This is a genomic window from Pseudomonas sp. KU26590 (assembly GCF_026153515.1).
GTDB lineage: Bacteria > Pseudomonadota > Gammaproteobacteria > Pseudomonadales > Pseudomonadaceae > Aquipseudomonas.
Genome location: NZ_CP110644.1, coordinates 3,580,587 through 3,597,506 on the forward strand (window position 1 = coordinate 3,580,587; position 16,920 = coordinate 3,597,506).

At 53.1% G+C, this 16,920-nt stretch carries 17 protein-coding genes and 1 pseudogene; 10 read left to right on the plus strand and 8 right to left on the minus strand.

Annotated elements, in window-relative coordinates:
• Positions 1-115 precede the first annotated feature (115 nt).
• On the minus strand, positions 116-466 hold the full coding sequence (locus OKW98_RS15620) for a hypothetical protein (RefSeq protein ID WP_265385570.1): 351 nt from the start codon (positions 464-466) through the stop codon (positions 116-118).
• Between the two features lie 1,062 nt (positions 467-1,528).
• On the opposite strand from OKW98_RS15620, the gene OKW98_RS15625 reads away from it, so the two are divergent.
• The 3 genes from OKW98_RS15625 (at position 1,529) to OKW98_RS15635 (ending at position 3,528) form a co-directional block, all read left to right on the plus strand.
• Positions 1,529-2,083 (plus strand): ATP phosphoribosyltransferase regulatory subunit, encoded by a 555-nt coding sequence (locus tag OKW98_RS15625; protein ID WP_265389744.1) that lies wholly within the window; start codon positions 1,529-1,531, stop codon positions 2,081-2,083.
• Between the two features lie 377 nt (positions 2,084-2,460).
• The gene (locus OKW98_RS15630) at positions 2,461-2,898 is read left to right on the plus strand and encodes a GNAT family N-acetyltransferase (RefSeq protein WP_265385571.1); all 438 of its coding nucleotides are present in this window, start codon (positions 2,461-2,463) and stop codon (positions 2,896-2,898) included.
• Between the two features lie 153 nt (positions 2,899-3,051).
• Positions 3,052-3,528: an NUDIX hydrolase gene (locus tag OKW98_RS15635; protein WP_265385572.1), complete on the plus strand. Its 477-nt coding sequence runs from the start codon at positions 3,052-3,054 to the stop codon at positions 3,526-3,528.
• Here the strand turns inward: OKW98_RS15635 and OKW98_RS15640 are convergent.
• From OKW98_RS15640 to OKW98_RS15650, 3 genes are all read right to left on the minus strand, one after another.
• Complete coding sequence (locus OKW98_RS15640; protein WP_265385573.1) at positions 3,525-3,911, minus strand: VOC family protein; 387 nt, start codon at positions 3,909-3,911, stop codon at positions 3,525-3,527. The two genes, OKW98_RS15635 and OKW98_RS15640, sit on opposite strands and share 4 nt — an antisense overlap.
• A gap of 280 nt (positions 3,912-4,191) precedes the next feature.
• Positions 4,192-4,443, minus strand: a complete 252-nt coding sequence (locus tag OKW98_RS15645; RefSeq protein WP_265385574.1) for a hypothetical protein — start codon at positions 4,441-4,443, stop codon at positions 4,192-4,194.
• A gap of 240 nt (positions 4,444-4,683) precedes the next feature.
• On the minus strand, positions 4,684-5,259 hold the full coding sequence (locus tag OKW98_RS15650; protein WP_265385575.1) for a hypothetical protein: 576 nt from the start codon (positions 5,257-5,259) through the stop codon (positions 4,684-4,686).
• Positions 5,260-5,691: 432 nt separating this feature from the next.
• Here OKW98_RS15650 and OKW98_RS15655 point away from each other — a divergent pair, with 432 nt between their 5' ends.
• On the plus strand, positions 5,692-6,099 hold the full coding sequence (locus tag OKW98_RS15655; RefSeq protein WP_265385576.1) for a hypothetical protein: 408 nt from the start codon (positions 5,692-5,694) through the stop codon (positions 6,097-6,099).
• Positions 6,100-6,290: 191 nt separating this feature from the next.
• Positions 6,291-6,485 (plus strand): annotated as a pseudogene (locus OKW98_RS15660) (transposase domain-containing protein); the annotation flags it as partial.
• On the opposite strand, the gene OKW98_RS15665 reads toward OKW98_RS15660, so the two are convergent.
• Together OKW98_RS15665 and OKW98_RS15670 are read right to left on the minus strand one after the other, a co-directional pair.
• Positions 6,466-6,915 carry a hypothetical protein gene (locus OKW98_RS15665; RefSeq protein WP_265385577.1) on the minus strand — a complete coding sequence of 150 codons (450 nt, stop codon included), beginning with the start codon at positions 6,913-6,915 and terminating at the stop codon, positions 6,466-6,468. The pseudogene OKW98_RS15660 and the gene OKW98_RS15665 sit on opposite strands and share 20 nt — an antisense overlap.
• Before the next feature lie 213 nt (positions 6,916-7,128).
• Positions 7,129-7,620, minus strand: coding sequence for an AAA family ATPase (locus tag OKW98_RS15670; protein ID WP_265385578.1), 492 nt, complete (start codon positions 7,618-7,620; stop codon positions 7,129-7,131).
• A 118-nt stretch (positions 7,621-7,738) separates the two neighbouring features.
• Between OKW98_RS15670 and OKW98_RS15675 the strand changes: the two genes are divergently transcribed.
• A complete protein-coding gene (locus OKW98_RS15675) occupies positions 7,739-8,428 on the plus strand; it encodes a histidine phosphatase family protein (RefSeq protein WP_265385579.1) in 690 nt (229 codons plus the stop codon).
• Between the two features lie 248 nt (positions 8,429-8,676).
• Positions 8,677-9,009 (plus strand): hypothetical protein, encoded by a 333-nt coding sequence (locus OKW98_RS15680; RefSeq protein ID WP_265385580.1) that lies wholly within the window; start codon positions 8,677-8,679, stop codon positions 9,007-9,009.
• A 1,207-nt stretch (positions 9,010-10,216) separates the two neighbouring features.
• Here the strand turns inward: OKW98_RS15680 and OKW98_RS15685 are convergent.
• Positions 10,217-10,396 (minus strand): DUF3606 domain-containing protein, encoded by a 180-nt coding sequence (locus tag OKW98_RS15685; RefSeq protein ID WP_265385581.1) that lies wholly within the window; start codon positions 10,394-10,396, stop codon positions 10,217-10,219.
• A 702-nt stretch (positions 10,397-11,098) separates the two neighbouring features.
• Between OKW98_RS15685 and tnpB the strand changes: the two genes are divergently transcribed.
• From tnpB to OKW98_RS15695, 3 genes are all read left to right on the plus strand, one after another.
• Positions 11,099-11,344, plus strand: a complete 246-nt coding sequence (gene tnpB, locus OKW98_RS27550) for an IS66 family insertion sequence element accessory protein TnpB (RefSeq protein WP_416148485.1) — start codon at positions 11,099-11,101, stop codon at positions 11,342-11,344.
• 178 nt (positions 11,345-11,522) lie between these two features.
• Positions 11,523-13,088: a methyl-accepting chemotaxis protein gene (locus tag OKW98_RS15690; protein ID WP_416148487.1), complete on the plus strand. Its 1,566-nt coding sequence runs from the start codon at positions 11,523-11,525 to the stop codon at positions 13,086-13,088.
• Positions 13,089-13,529: 441 nt separating this feature from the next.
• A complete protein-coding gene (locus OKW98_RS15695) occupies positions 13,530-15,119 on the plus strand; it encodes a methyl-accepting chemotaxis protein (RefSeq protein WP_416148489.1) in 1,590 nt (529 codons plus the stop codon).
• A gap of 562 nt (positions 15,120-15,681) precedes the next feature.
• Here OKW98_RS15695 and OKW98_RS15700 read toward each other — a convergent pair.
• Positions 15,682-16,722: a diguanylate cyclase gene (locus OKW98_RS15700; RefSeq protein ID WP_265385584.1), complete on the minus strand. Its 1,041-nt coding sequence runs from the start codon at positions 16,720-16,722 to the stop codon at positions 15,682-15,684.
• Positions 16,723-16,920: the final 198 nt, after the last annotated feature.

The window sequence follows — 16,920 nt, forward strand, 5'->3', positions numbered from 1 at the left end:
AACCGCACATGCTGATCAATCCCCGGCGGCAAAAGCGCCTAACAAATCCGGGCCCGAAGGCTGGACGAGGTTTTGGGAGCAACCTCCTCCACACCCGCCACCCCAGTAACCCTGCTCATAGATTCAGCGCACGAGCCAAGTGATCCTCGATAACCATTTCAGAAGCAACACCAGCCCGAACGACCTGCGACTCCAGGAAATAGTAGATGTGCGCCCTGAGCGCAGCTCTCACGGAAACGCACTCAGGTAGTTCGCCACGAGGTAAGTGATCGACGTGCCTCAGTGCATATCGAAGGGCTTGTAGCCCGGTCTGACCGAGATCTGAGGCATAAATCCGCTCAATCCCGGAGTAGCCAGGGCGTCTTCGATAGCCGCTGACAGCCAGCTTTACAACGGCGGTAAACGCTTCCCCAGGAAACGTCGCCTGCGCTTCTTTCCAGATCGTTGATTCCAAACTGTAGTCCATCCCGCCCCTCCAATTTTCAGACGTAGTAATCCCAAACCAAAGCGTCTGTGGCGGGCGACAGATTTCTGAAAATTTAAGAGATATCGGTTTGAACACAAAGATGAAAAGCAGCGACCTTGCGGTCGAAACGGCGATTCCCCTGCCCTAGCGGGCGTTGAGAACGACGGGCGAAGCAAAACCGTATCAGTGAGGTAACCGCAGAGTGGAAAACGACCTCAAAAGGCAGGGCATGTTTTTCAGATCGTGTCTTTTCAGGATAACCAGGGGTATCCGCAACGCCTCTGCTTTTCTTTAGGTCTCAAATATAACAACTCCGTCTTTCAAAAAAAATTTACAGGGGGGGTACCCCTGAATAATTTCAAAACGTGAACCAGCTCACACTATCTTGCCTGCCGAGGGGCTTACGAGCCGGGTCATGAGTCTATGAGAGTTCAATCGGAGGATCGTCTCGTGCTCTCCGTTGTAGGGACGCATATCCGATAGCTGCCAGGCTCAAGCTATGTTCAAAAGATCGTTCGTGAGGGTATTCAGTACTGCTCTGGGGCGCGCCCTACACAGGAGATGTGCATCCCGGTGTCACGAGGATACGTAAGACGCGGCCTGCGACGGATAAGCGGCAGGCCTGGGTGGAAACGGTCATATAGCAGTGGCAGCGCCTAGCCGAGCTTCGCAATAGCCCACCGGCTGCTAGTGACCCAGGCTGGGTGAAAACGGTGTCAGCGGCACGCGTCATTGGTCTGCGCTGGGTGAAAGATACAGCAGCTTGTGAGCGCTTCCAGAAGTGTGCGAGGATCAGCTATGACTCAATTTATTCCAAGCAATCGCCGTCATCATCACGGGACTCACTCAGGGTGCCGCGGTTGCTCACGCTCATCGAATGCTCAGAATTTTAGACATCCTTTCTGACCAATCAGTGAACCAAACCAAGGCGCCAATGGCGCCTTTTTTATTGCCTGTAAAATGGAGATCTATAAATGACCATGCTTCGCGGAACTCGAATAGTGACAGGGAAAGAAGCTGCAACCATGCGTGAGATAGAAGCCATATTTCGGAGCTACCTTCATCGATGCCGGGGCTGAGGAGGCCATACTTCCTGCATTGTGGGGCCAAGACACGTTTACTGAGAAAGCCGGTGGAAGTGAAATAATCGGACAAATGTGGGCGTTTGATGACAAGGCCGGACGGCCTTGTTGTCTCATCCCAGAAGCAACCGCGCTTTTTCAGGAGCGCAACAATGCACTTCTCGGGTCACGAGACGAAGCGATGTTTTTCTACGTGACGCGATGTTACCGGTATGAACGACCTCAAGCCGGTCGGTATCGCGAATTCAGTCAACTGGGACTCGAAATTCTTAGTTCCGCCCCCGTGCAGGCATTGCAACGTAGCCAAGCAATTTGCACCGGCTTTCTTGACTCGTTGGGACTCGCGTATGAACTCAATCTGTCAGTGAAGCGTGGCCTGAGCTATTACCTTGAGGGGAACGGTTTTGAGGTGCGTTGCCCTGTGCTGGGGGCACAGCAGCAAGTTGTCGGCGGCGGAGCTTATCTCGAAGGAGCTGGGTTCGGTATCGGGCTTGAGCGACTGGTGCTCGCCTTAGAGATGGCTCGGAGCCTGTGATATTCAAGGTGCTTCCGGCAGAGGGAGATGAGCTTGAACGTGCTCGCCACAACCGGAAGCGGGTCATGAAAATTCTCGGTACCAGCGGTTAAACGAAGCCGCTGCCGGCCTGGATAGGTCTTAATTTTGGCCACCCAGCAAGATAAAGCACGCTGGGAGCTCCTAAGGCCAAGTGATGATCCGCAGGACTTGTTGCGAGCAATTACTCAACTAACAGCCGTCGGCGCTTAGCGCCGACAGTGCATCGCGCGTTTTTACACATTCTGGGTTGATTGCAGACAGACCAAGAGGCAGCTTTCGAGCGGGAGCAGCCAATCGAACGGCTATAGGAACGGCTTTTGCACGAGATGTCGGTACACCGGACATAGGGAACCGACATGAAGGAATGGCGCACATGCGACGGCATTTACGAACAGCATCTGCAAGCCGTCTCTGATGGCGTCATAAAACACGGTCAGAACTTGTCCCGTGAGCAGGGCGGCGTGGCGAACCCTATCGCTTGCACAGTGCTGGAAGATGGAGTCTTGATAGGCGGCGTCACCGGCCGTACCGAATTCGGCCGTCTATTTATCAATTACCTGTGGGTAGACGCAGCTTCGCGGGGGCAGAAACTCGGCACGAAGCTTTTGCACCGCCTTGAGGCGCTGGCTCTGGCGCGTGGCTGCCGGGAAGCGCTTATTGAGACCCTCGATGACGGCGCGGCTGACTTATATAAACGCTGCGGTTACCGAATCGTTGCACATCTTCCGGGATACTGCGGGCCATGGAGTCGCCACACACTTTTGAAAATATTGAGTCCGGAAAGCGATGTTTGAGCGGGCGATCTGCCTAAGTCATCTTACCCAGATCAGGCTAATTATTCTCAACGTCCCGGCGCACAAAGGCTGCACTCCTGCACAGGTGAGTGATCCAAAACCTGGCAAAGGTAAACGCGCGTTCGCCCATCGATCATTTGCAAAGGAAGGCCAATGCGACGTGCTTATTCAGTTCACGTATTTCTGACCCGCTCTGTGGGAGGCGAACGTCAGTATCTGATCTTCCAGCGAGCCCCACGCGATGATCTAGGCTTGCCGGCGTTTTTTCAGGGCATTTCGGGCGCACTTGAAGATCAGGAGAGCTTCCAGGACGCGGCAGTTCGCGAAGTATTCGAAGAAACTGCGCTGCGCATCAGTCCGCCTATCTACTCTGGATTCAGTCACCAATATCCGATCAAGGAGCAATGGCGAAAGCACTATGGTGCCGAGCCTCAGCAAGTAGAAGAGCGCGTCTTTACTGCAGATATTTCGGGTATGGAAGATCCTGTCCTGTCAGCGGAGCACACATCATTTCGCTGGCTTCGGCTTGCCGAAGCGCTGCCGCTGCTGACTTACGGCGCAAATGCGGAATGTCTTCAACGTGTTGATCTACTATGGTCGCGCGCCATTGGCGAAGCCGTTCTCAACTAAGTGAGGGCGGCATCCAATGTTTCTTTGAGCTCAAACCTGTTGCCTTCTGGGTCTGAGTAATAGACCCAACGACTGTTGCCGTATGTACCCACTTCGGAGTCTGGCTGAAGCCCCCGGTTGCTCAAGTCCTCCATAGCAGACTCCAATGAAAGTACCGCGAATGCGATGATCACTGACTGCTCTGCAGGCGTCTTTCGATGACGAGCGCGCGCGCCATCGGCCCACAACTCAAAAATTGCGCCGCCGCCGACATCCAGCATGCAATAGCCATCGCCGTTTTCCACTATAGGAAGGCCTACCCTTTCGACATAGAAACCGACCAGCGCAGTCAGATCGGCTGCATAGAGCCCCGCCCACGCAATACCAAGAAAAGTTCTGTTCATCCACGCCTCCTGAGCGTAAGACCTTTTACTAAGCGTAATGCTAAACCGCATTGATTGAGTTGGCTGACATACGCACCAGTACGGTAGCAGTGGGCCGAGGTCTCACGCACCTGTATGGAGATGCAGTTGAATAGCCGCTTTGAGTCGGTAGCAGCCCCTCCCCGGCGATCCCTAAAGCCCGTTGCAGACCATCTGATGTCGAAAGGGATCCCTTTCGGCACTAGGAGGCCGGCAATGGTTGGTAGTGTTCGTCGGGGAAGGACTAGCTGATGGCTTCTGTCTATGAGCTTTGGAGAGGGATAGCAGAGGGCAAGGGTGTGCCGTCCTCGTAGCGAACCAATTCTTCTCGGGCGATCAGCACCAAATTTTCAACCTGTACGAATGGCAGATCCTCAGCGAATAGCGAAATTTTCAATGTGTTATCAGAATCACACCTGAAGACCTCGGCGCATACTTGATTGGTGGCGTTAATCAGCTCTAGTCCTAGGCCATCACGGATCACGTCCGAAGCAATCTGAATCCGATATTCCATGTCTCATTCCTCGTGTTTGAACGTAACCGGTCAGCTAAAGCCCGATACCGGGTTATCTTGCATCGTCTTGCATCGTCGCAATGAAGGCTTCTAGCCAATACCCGCTCCTGCTCAATACGCCGTGTGTGGAGTGTCCGGAAGGATCGTTTTCGTACAATTAGGAGACGGCGTGGTGAGCAGCGGCCGATGTCGACCCATTGCAGACGCTCAGCGGTGGTTAGGCCGGGGGGCGGTTCAGTTTTACAGGCGAGATGCAAAGTCTTGGAATCGGTCGAACAGCCTGAACCCGACATAGTCAGGTTTACGCTTGTATAGCCTCCGATAGTAGCAATCCCAGTAGCTGATCATTCGGTCGCGTGTGGCCTGAAAATACTTTGGGTTGTCTCTGATGAAGGAGCCATAAAGCAAAGGGTCAAGCAGGGAAAAGTGGGATTCGCACGTGTCGAGTATCTCGATCACATACTCGCCAGTGAGCTGAACAACGAATGGAACAACCCAAGGTTCGTAGACCGGGAGGATGCGTTCAAGTTGGCGCTGGCGCACATAGCCATTGTGATGCCTGGTCAATAGGCACGAGTACATGATGCTTTGCGTCCGGCTCAGAGACTTACCATCCTGCTCGCTGCCTTCATGGTGGATTCGGTATGGAACGACCACCCGGTTTTTGTCTGTTGTGACCTCTACGCCTCGATGATCAGCACATTTGGTATCGCCTATGACCAAGCTCAGACAATCTGCCTCCATTTTCAGGTAGGGCGGAAAGGCGTTAGCGATTGTTTTACCGCGGTGGGAGTCTGTGACGTCATCGCTTTCCATGGCTAACCTTTTTCTAATCATTTAGTTTTTACGAAAAGGCTTTCACTTAGAATATCGACCTCGACCGCACCCGGCCGATATTGGCCGAGAACTGCCTCAGGACTGGGTATTCGCCTCGCGAATCGTTCTGAGCACTATCGCCCCGTTAACCAATCCGATGCTCAAGGAATCACCCAAACCGACGTTTATTGCTGCAACGACATCCGGTGGGAGATCGATGATGACGTCTCCGCCACCATCACCTGGATCCTAGCACTTCACGATTGTCCGCACGGATTGAGTCATAAGGGAAAAGGCTTCGATGTCTGGGAGAGCCCTCATCCTACGCCCGCATGGCCCCTACTGACAGCTATCGGCCAGAAGCCGCCTTTCACCTACCCGTAGAAGCACACTCGACGTATCCTGCAGAATGGCTGATTGAGAGGAGCCCAAATGAGTACTGATTGGCAACAAATTCGAGAAATGATGAGCACTGTCATCGATAGCTGCGAGCAGATCGAAACAGCAGGGTTCAGTGAAGAACATCGCTCCGCGACCGTGGAAATCAATGGCGTCCACTACTCCGTTCATGAGTTTTTGATCAGTGCGTGGACGCTGCCGGAAAACATTCGCTACCAGATCATTCGTGAGCGTCATGAAGCTGGAAATAACCTTCCCTACATTCCCGAAGCAGCCCGCCTTCTTGTCTCAATGGCTCAGGCTTGTGCGGAATTGGTTGGAGCAGCCGACACGGCGCCAGCTAAGAAAGCTATTGAAGGAATGCATTATTGGTACAAGGCCTACGCTGTACCGCATATGACTACAGCGATCAGGCTGGCAAAAAAAGAATCTGACGCTTAGATGCAAGGGATTCAACCGGCGGAGGCTGCTCTGCTTTTGGCATAACCCTCTCTCATTGGTCGATACCTGCCTTAGGGCTCCACATCACGAATAGGACTGAGCAAAATCGTCCTGCTCACCAGTTCCATGCTCAATGAATCACCAAGATTGAGATTCATGCTTTAAAGAAGGTCTGAAGGGAAGTCGATTAGTTTGCTGGGTCGCTGCGCAGGGGCAAACGCGCGGCGGCCATCATGAGCTTGATCCAGTGTGCGCGGCTCAATGGTCGTGACCCGAATGCCTACTTATAAGACGTCCTCATTCGTCTACCGACGCAGCGGGCGAGTGGGATCGATCAGTCACTGCCGCATGAGTGCGCGCGCCTGACTACACGGGCTGTGGCTTAGTCAACGAAGCCCTCAGCAGCCGAACCGCCGAAAGCTGCTTTTCAGACTCGTCAGCGGAAAGGGGTCTCTCGCAATATTCACGACTTAAAAAAATAATCGCGTCGTTACCATCAGGGTTGTCGGAATAGTCGGGATGTTTTGATATCTCTATTAGCAAATTTTCCGAGATAGGGGCGACATGAAAATGTACGTTGAAACCACGAGAGAACCCTAATTTATAAAACACCACTGTGTAGGGTTCGTACACCTTCGTAAGCAGACGATCCAGTGCTCTCATCATCAAACCTAGAGATGACAGGGCATCGTCGCTTAAATCGCTGAGTTCTGAAGCCGGCTCTTCGGATGATATTATCAAGTATCCCTCGTAACGTGCATCTCGTCGATGAGTCACTATCCAGTGGGCATTTCCTAAAACTTTTAGCTCGTCCATATAGCTCCAGTTAAGCGATGTACCTATTTGAAAGTAACCCCTGCAGGTGCAAATTACATTGTCTGCACGATGGCATGCAATCCTTTGACAGATCACTCAAGGTGGGTTCGCCCTACGCCTACGCTCAAAGGCCATAATCCGCATGCCTAATTGAAGGACGTACTGGCGGGCGAGCGAGATCGCCGAGCTGTTGTCGTACACCTCGAAGTCAATTCAGTCTTTAGAAGCATGAGCATTCGCGCTAGCCTGTGCATCTACGACTAGGATTTCGGTGAAACCCTCGCTCAAGCGTGGAGGCTGAAGTGCTTTAAAAACGTTTCTAATGGCATTCTCAGGAACGATCTCATCATCAGGACGCAATTGATTACGTGCCAAACAGTCTTCCAGCGAAGTCGTGAACCAAATAGCTACCACATCAACCCCATGCTTCTTGGCGGCCTGTATGAGCGATTCACGCTCGCAGCGCTGAACCAGGATGGCATCGAAGATTACAGCGCCAGGCTCAACTAAAAGCGTCGATTTGGCCCAAGTGCTTTTTCCTGAACCCTGAGCGCCTATCAACAAATACAAACGACAAGGCCTTGGAGTCACTAGCAAAGCCTCTGATAGGGCAATGTGAGCTCTTTGCCAAGCCAGTCTATTTAGCTCAGCATTAATAATGCGGCCCCTCTCCGTCTGTAGGAAGTGATCCGGATTGATGTGCATGAAAACGGCCCGCCAAGAAAAGCGTGGATGTAGCAGTTGAAAGCAGCGCTGCCCGGAAGCTGTTTTAGGCAGATCTTCGGAAAGGTCACTCCTTAGCCCTGGAAATCGTGAGCGTCTGGTGAACACGCCTGCCCCAAACCCCGGTCTTGGTGCGTTCAACGGCGACGGAAAGGTACAATCTATCCTTTTTTTCGCTGAGACGGATTTCATGCATTTATACATCGTGCGACATGGTGAAACCTGGGCTAATGCCGAACATCGATACCTTGGATCTCTTGATCCAGAGCTTACAGCGCTGGGCCGCCTGCAAGCTCATAGGCTTTGCGAGCAGTTGCCCGCAAGCCTTGATGTGCTCGTGGTTTCTCCGCGCCTCAGGGCGGTACAAACCGCGAGTGTTCTGAACGAACGCCTGAAGCTCTCTCCTGAAATAATGGACTGCTTCAGAGAGCGGGATGTCGGCGTTTTCGAGGGCCTGACCCAAGGAGAGGCCAAGAAGCGCTATCCGCAACTCTGGTCGCAGAACATCACTCGACTCTGGGATGCTGGGCCCACCGGTGGTGAGACGATCTCTGACGTTGTGAAACGAGTGCGAGACGGCTTGGCTGAGCTGGAATCGAAATACCCCTCGAAAACTGTTCTGCTTGTAGCGCACGGCTTCGTCACAAAAGTAGTCAGAGCACTGGCCAAAGGGGACTTTTCTGACTTTTACGAATGGCAGATCTCAAACGGTAACATGTTGATTTTGCCTAGCTTCAAGACTCCTATACAAGATCTGGAAACTCTGAGGCGCACTCTACCCATAGCATAACGTGGGATGCTGCCAGACTTGAAGCAGCAACTCCGCAATCTCATTTTCCCGCTGCGGCGGCCGTTACGTCAGTACATATTTCAGATAACCCCGAATTATCAGGCGCCACAGCGCCGACTTCACCGAGCGCCCGATTGGATAGATGAGTAACGGCTGAATGAAGGAGCGGCAATCTAAAAAGGCCAATCAGCCGACCCGTTTTGAAATGCTAGAATCTCGCCAGCAACATATCACCTACGAGAAAGTCGATGAATACAGATCTGACTGAAGAAGAGATGCGTAGAGCGCTCTTCGGCAGCCCCGCGGCGGCTCCAAAAGTAATTGCGCCAGCTTCATCGACGTCGATACCAGACGTCGCGCTCGCGCAAGCGGTGAAGCCCCAACCCAAAAAGAAGGCCACAAAGGCATACACCCCGCGGCTGCGTGTAGCGATGCAGGTCACCAACGAGTTTGAGGGCAAAACCTACGAGCTGATCCACGAGGCCGACACTCTGAGCACACTCCTCGCCGAACAGGAGGCGACCAAAGCTGCTCGAAAGAAATACAGGTATGTCGAGGTCATCTCTGTCAAACCTATGTAGGTCAGATGCCTCGATCTCGCCATTGGCTTTCTGAGGCCTCAAGGCGACGGCGCAGAGTGGGCCTAATCCAGCAGGTATTTGATTCCGAGCAACGCTGCAGGGGCCAGGTAGAGTTCACTACGAGAGAATGGAGAGACGTGAATCTTCAGCCTGCCGGCAAGGTAGGCAGGGTTGTCGGACTGACGACTTCGGCTCGTAAATCACAGGATGCTGAAGCCTCGCCTGCCCTATTGCTCAACTAATGAACGCCGGGATTGCTCGCGTTCAACTTCATCAACCCATACAAAAGCATCGTTCGTAAGCATCCTTTCGCCATTCCATCGATAAGCACATAGGTCACCGTCCTGCCAACTCACCTTCCTAACCCCGACGCCATCCGCGTTAATAACGTAAGAGGTGTTCGGCGGACGCTTACCGGTCGGCGACGTATCGAGATGGTGGCCTCGCCAGAGATCCTGGGAACGACCGTGGCCATTCTGGGGTGGGAAGCTGAGCTGATCATCACCAAGCCCGTCGGCGGCGAATCCTCGCTCGTCTAATACCGCTCGATGGACAAGTACGAGAAGCAGTTCACGCTGCCAGCGAACTGGAGGGGCGCGCTGGAGACGCAGCGGTACAGCTTCGACTTAACCGAGACGGTGATCAGTTCGAGGAGGGGCCTGTACTTGGCCACCGGCAGCGCGCTGGATTCCAAGATCAAGGTAGGCCAAATCGGTATTCGAAAAGTCTGAACTTCCTTCAACGGCTGGCTTGGGGCAAGCTGTTTGCTGGTATACCTGAGGATGCATACGCAGTTCCGACTTCACCGGCACAGGAGACGCTTTATGGGCCACCGCCTGCTTAATTCGGCCTCTGATCCGCAACGCATCCTTCGCGCCCTGCGGCTGAGCTACGGCCTCCAACAGGGGTTACAAATGTGTCTAGAACGGATATGGACTGCGGATACTGCCATTGATCTGACCCACGCCCATGGCCGTGCCCTTGGGCTGAGCACGGGCCTTGGGCTGGTGAATGCTATTACCCCAGCGCAGTTTAATCTAATAGCTGAAGCCTTCACGAAGGCTTTCGAAGATCGGCTTGGGGCATTGCTGAGCACGCACCACCCGTAACGAAAGGGTAATGCGCGATTTCGCTGCTAGCAGCGGTACGCGAATTGGGCAGGCTATGAGCTGTTGCCACGAAATATTATGTCGAGCACATCACACATTCAGCGCCGCGCTCTGAAATAGCTCGTCACAGCGGTTAGGGAATCACCAACCTTATCAACAGCAACATGGATGTCTTGCTTCGTCACCCCGAATTTATGAGACCAGTATTTCAACTCTGATCCATCCTCAGGGTTGATCCTAATATCGTCAGTACCGCTTACTTGTATCTGCTTTTCCATGCGAGTAAATCTCCGTATCGGCTATTTTCAAATCATGTCCGTCACTCAGGACAATCTACCGTGCCGCACCAGCTCATTACAGCCTAGCACCTAACAATCGATAAGGGATCGGGCATGAGAGTCGCGGTTACCGATGCCTATCGGCTTTAGAAAAGCTATCAACCCTCGCGGCGTGATTCTGTTCGGTAACCCGCAAGCCAACACACCTTCCTGGCCCTACCGCCAAAGGCGATGGTCTCCACCTCATTTTAAGTGGACACCACTTCTAGCCTTTAAAGAGGAGCTTTCATGCAGCCACAACATCGTTCCTATTCCAGGTCGTTCAAGCCCAAGTCATTCAAGTGTGCTCCCAACCCGGCGCGTCGATTGCCAGCATCGCGCTCAACCACAGCCTCAACGCGAATCTCGTCCACAAGTGGGTTCGGCTGCAAACGCAGAAAAACGTGGAGCGGCGATCCGCTTTTTTTTCACTGCCGATGCCACTCGCACGAGCTGAGTCGCAAGCGGCATCATCGAACATCAGCGTTGAGATCCAGCACCCACGCGGCACCGTTAAAGTGAGATGGCCAACTGAAAGTGCTGCTGCCTGTGCGACCTTTCTTCGAGACCTGTTGCGATGATCCGCATCGACTCCATCTGCCCCGCCACCGAGCCAATGGACATGCGCGCCGACACCAAACGGCGTTACCCAAGGTGGTCGCGGTGTTCTGTGCGGCACAGCCGCACTGTACTTATCTGTTTGCCAATCGCCGCGCGATGGGGATGAAAGTGCTGGCACACGATGGGATTGGCGTTTGGCTGGCTGCACGTCGTTTGAACCAAGGCATAGATGTCACGGGCCAGGCATGCAACAAGGCAGGGAATGCAGTTGGATACCGAAAAACTCGGGTCTTGGCGCTCAGCCTACCTCGGCAGGCGTCGGTGCTGGTGGTGCGGTCAAATAGCTAAAAACCCTGTGAGTTTCTCCTCGACTCTCAATCCGTCCGCTAAGCTCGATCTGCCTAAAGTTTTCGACTTCAGGTCGATAGCCCATTAAACACCGCTATCATTCCCTTGGTAACAGGAAGTTCCTATGCGCCTTAGAAATCTAAACCTAGCCCCGAGAGCCTCTCTGTTTTTCGCGCTCATTGTCGCATTAGTTTTTGTACTCGGCGCAGTCGCTGCTGTGCAAATGGGAAAGTTGCGGGACGCCGAAAGAGACGTCGAAACCAATTGGCTACCCAGCATTAGGCAAACAGGCTCGATTAACGCTGGGATACTTCGTCTAAGGCTTGAAACTCTGCGAGGCATCTCCGACGCCCAAACCCTTCAGTCGACCTTAGCGGCCTTCCCCGGCTACCGGAAGGTCTTTACGGATGCAGTTATCAATTATGAGCCTTTGATAGCGAGCGACCGGGAGCGCGCGCTGTATTTAACGGTAAAGGCGTCCGCCGAGGATTACTCCAACCAACTGGATGGTCTCATCTCGGCGTTAACAAGGGGTGATACTTCTGCTGCGTTCAACATGGTAAGTACAGGCATCCGTCCCCTGACGAACAGGATGGAAGGAGAGATCAAGGCCTTGGCTGACTTCAACAACGACGGAGCGGCACTGGCTGGGCAATATGCAGCCGACACCTACTCATCTGGTTTGTGGATGATTGTTGGGCTTATTGCGGGCGTCGTAGTCCTGACGGTCGCTTTGGCAACACTTTTGACGAAAAGCATAACGACTCCTATCAGCGATGCCCTGTCCATTGCCGAGCGAATCGCAGGTAGCGACCTCTCGAAGGAGGTGAAGATCAGCGGGACTGATGAGGCCGGACGATTGTTGAAAGCGCTTGCACACATGCAGGAAAACCTTCGTAACACCATCATGCAAATTGGTGATTCATCGACGCAACTGGCCTCTGCTGCAGAGGAGATGACGGCGGTTACTGAGGAATCTAGTCGAGGTCTTGTTTCGCAGAATGATGAAGTCAACCAAGCCGCCACAGCTGTCACCCAAATGAGCGCTGCCGTTGATGAGGTGGCTCGCAATGCTGAGTCAGCTTCGGAAGAGTCGCGTCGCACCCAGGGTTTTACAGAGGCAGGATTGGAGAGAGTCGCTCAAACATTGAAGTCTATTCAAAAGCTGAGCGGCAATGTTGAAAGCACGAGTGACAAGATTCAGGTGCTGTCTCAGCGCGCTCAAAGCATCAATAAAGTAGTGGAAGTGATTCGAGCTATTGCTGAGCAGACCAACCTTCTGGCCTTGAACGCAGCGATTGAGGCGGCGCGAGCCGGTGAGCAGGGCCGTGGATTTGCAGTAGTCGCCGACGAGGTCAGGGCGCTGGCCCACCGAACACAGTCCTCAACTCAAGAAATCGAGCAGATGATCTCTAGCATGCAGAGCGATTCAGCAGAAGCGGTGGAGGCAATGAACATGAGCAAGGAACTGGCAAATCAAACCCTTGATGTGGCACAAGAGGCCAGCAGTTCACTGGATCAGATCTCCAAGGCCATTACGCAGATCAACGAACGCAACCTGTTGATCGCCACCGCTTCTGAGGAGCAGGCTCACGTTGCCCGCGAAGTTGATCGTAATCTTGTCAGCATTCGAGAGCTTGCTGTTCAGAGCTCTGCGGGTGCTAGTCAAACTGCTACGGCGTGCGGCGAAATGTCAAAGCTAGCGGTGAACCTTAATAAGCTGGTGAGTCGCTTCGTGGTGTAACAGGACTTTGGAGGATGTGGAATAGATACGGCGTTCTGGTGGTTTGGGCGTCCCCCGTAAAAAGGCTAAAAATGGCGTCCAACTCTTCTTGATCGGATCAAATTTAGGTGGAAACCATCGCCTTAAGCGGTGGCATCAGCAAGGTGTGTTGCTGGCACTCTTTTCCTCAGGAATCACACGTAATCCCATGAATAACCAACGATAAAATATCTCCCTATGAAGCCCTATAATTTCGCTGTGAGGATCATTGCGGACTAGCAGGGCTGTTTTTCTCTGGCGCGGGATAAATTTATTGGCTTCTGTCAAGGCCTGATGGGCTGTCGCGCTCAAGCTTTGTTTTAGTTAGCCGATAACCTTTTTTGGTAACCAAACGTCGATTAACACTAGGGATTTGTGGCGATGAGAAACCTGAAAGTATCAATACGCGCAGCAGTCAGTTTTATGTTTATCGCATTGTTGTTGGTTGCTCTTGGTGGTATTTCCGTTTGGAAAATGGGGGAAATTCGAGAGACTGCCAGATCCCTTCAAGACGATGCATTCGCCAGCGTGGTTGTTGCCGACCGAATTAATTCCGCGATGCTGCGCCTGAGGCTGGAAGTCCGCCGACTTCTGTTCAAGACCGATCCGCAAGACATTGCCACGACGATCAGTACGATAGCCACACTCAGCGAAGAATTAAAAAAGCAAATCAAGCTCTATGGCCCTTTTGTTTCAGGCGAAGATGCGAACCCAAAAGAAGCGCAACTGTTTAAGGTCATGTCTGACAACACTGAAAAAATGCTGGTCGCATTTGACGAAGTGAACTCACTTATGCGACGAAACGCACCGACTGAAGCGCTGGCCTATCTAAGCTCCAATGTGACTCCTGTAACCCCTCTTCTTGACGGAGCCGTGACCGGACTTGTTCAACTGAACATCGACGAGGCAGCAATCTCCGGAAAAGAGTCTGAGGATTCATATCAAAGTGGTTTGAAGTTTATTATTTTTATAATCGCAGCTGCGGTGCTTGCGACAGTTGTGCTGGCCGTGCTGTTCACAAGAAGTATAGTTACACCCTTGCGCGACATGCTGCTTATCAACGAAACAATCGCCAAAGGTGACCTGCGCAGCGTGATTACTGTCACGGGCCAAGACGAGTTTTCCGACCTGATGCGCTCTACCCAAGTCATGCAAAACAATCTGCGCGATACGATCAAGCTGATTGGCGATTCGTCCACTCAACTGGCGTCCGCTGCTGAGGAAATGAATGCCGTCACCGAGGAGTCCAGCAGAGGTTTGCTGCGACAGAACAACGAAATCGATCAGGCAGCCACAGCAGTCAATCAAATGACTGCTGCGGTGGATGAGGTGGCGCGTAATGCTGCCAACGCGTCGGATGCCGCTAAAGCCTCTGATCAATCAACACGCACCGGAGCCGCACGGGTAACCAGCACGGTCAGCGCCCTCCAGAAACTAAGCAAGACAGTGCAGAACACGAGTGTCGATGTAGAGCGTCTGGCATTGCAGTCCAAGGACATTAGCAAGGTGCTGGAAGTCATTCGTACGATTGCGGAACAAACTAATCTCTTGGCATTAAATGCGGCAATCGAAGCGGCACGGGCCGGTGATCAGGGACGCGGTTTTGCTGTAGTGGCGGATGAAGTCAGGGCTTTGGCGCATCGCACACAGGCCTCGACGCAGGAAATCGAGAAAATGATCGGTGACATACTCACAGGCACTGCTCAGGCCACCAAGGCCATGAGTGAAAGTTGCGAGCAGGCCGACGGCACACTTAGTATCGCTCATGAAGCAGGAGCGGCGCTGACTCTGATCGCGAAAGCAATCAATGAAATCAACGAAATGAACATGATGATCGCTACCGCATCGGAACAGCAGGCGCAGGTCGCACGTTCGGTCGACGGCAACCTGATGAGTATTCGCGATCTTTCCATTCAGAGCGCAACGGGCGCTCATCAGACCGCTGCAGCGAGTTCCGAGCTCTCACGCCTTGCTGTGGATATGAGCAAACTGGTGGGAAGGTTTTCTCTCTAGTTTCCGCGTCGGCTAATCCATGAGCGAGGCGCACGGCTAAGAACGCTGTAGAAACCATTCCGTGGGCCGAGCTGCACTAGATCCTAGATTGCGAGCATGGCTGATCGAGATGGGCGCCTGTACCCGAAAAAAGTCCGTCACTCAGCCAAGGCCCGTACCCGAATGGCGTTCATCTCTGCCGAAATCATGTGCAGATGCAGAGCCTGAACGGTAGCGATGGTCTGGCGTGCAAAATAGATTAGGCTTCGTTACTTCCAGCGCTGAAGACGGACGGCTCTATGTCCCTGAAATGAAATAGCGACTCCCGTCCCGCCGAAATCAAAGAGCTAAAACCATGGATGCGGCCCCCTGTTCGAGGCCCGCAGCGCTCATATCGTGCTTGGTCAAAGAGCCAGCATGGGCTTCGCCGTCGAACGCCGATTCGCTGCCCTGCCCTGCTTCGCTGGCGTGCGATGCGTTCAATCGAGCACAGGGAGAGCGAGGTCAACGGCCAGGCAAAAGCCTAACAAGCAAGTACCAAACGAATGTGTCTGGTTGGCATTACAGGGACGGTGCCCACGATTCATGAATTTGCGAACGTTACCCGATTTCTGCCTTCATGCTTCGATTCATACAATGCGGTATCCGCACGAGAAAGCCACTTCGTAACTGTCAAAGACGCGTCGTTGTAGATTGATGCGCCAACGCTCAGGGTCGTCGGAAGCTTGGGCACACCGCTCACTTCTGAGAGTTCCGCTGTTGCCCTGATGCGCTCTAAAATCAGTTTGGCTTGATTAGGCTCAACATCTCTCAGGATCACACAGAATTCGTCGCCCCCGAACCGTCCCACGGTATCTTGCTCCCTAACGCAGGAAAGCATGATTCTCCCAAGCTGCTCCAAGACATTGTCTCCAGCCAGGTGACCGTGCTGATCATTGATTTTCTTGAAATGATCGACGTCGATAAGCGCAACGACGCTAGTGCCCAGCCCTACTCGCCCAGCATCAAGATGTGTAGTCAGAAGATCATTCACAGCCTTTCGATTTTTGAGTCCAGTCAAAAAATCTATAGTGCTAAGAATTCTGAGCTCATTCTTGCTTTGAGCCAATTTGATAGCCGTCAGGTAGCAGGCATAGCCCAACGAAAGCGGGTAAAGCACCAAAAGCGGGATACATGCATTCATCTGCCCGGGCGTGGTTGCCCATAGGATATCGGGCGAGAAGATCAGGAGTGAAAGCCCCAGTCCGGTGAGCGTGAAAAGCCCACCAGTTGCCAACAACCTGGGCCCTCCCGCCGCGATGCTATTCATGCTGACCATGATGGTGATAGCTAAGGACGGGAGAGGGTTAATGCCGATCAAGCCTGAAAAGAAGCCTACGGCAAACGCATCAATCAGCAGGTTCGCTCGTTCAGTTTTTGCTGGCGCCGCACTGAACAGTGCGCGGACTATGGCGAGGTGAGGCCAGCCAAAACAATAGACCACCAAGAGAGCGATCGTCTGCGTGCTTGCTTGAGGCTCTGGCAGCGCAAAATAAACAGCGGCGAATCCGACGCTCAGCCCGATGCACCTAGGAATGTACGAGCGCTTCGCCACTGCGAAACCGCGAGCCGTGTTCTTTTTCACGTAAGAAACATTTCGCATTGGGCCCTAGGACAGGTGAGTAGAAGGCGACAGTATCCAAGATGGCATTACGCCACGTCTACGGCGTTTCGTCCGGTTGCCATGGCGGTTTGAAGCAACTATTTGCTGACCGGATTTCACCTATGGGAAACGCCGCTCGCCAGTGGCGGCGGTTGGCCGATGGCTGACTTTTCCGAGACG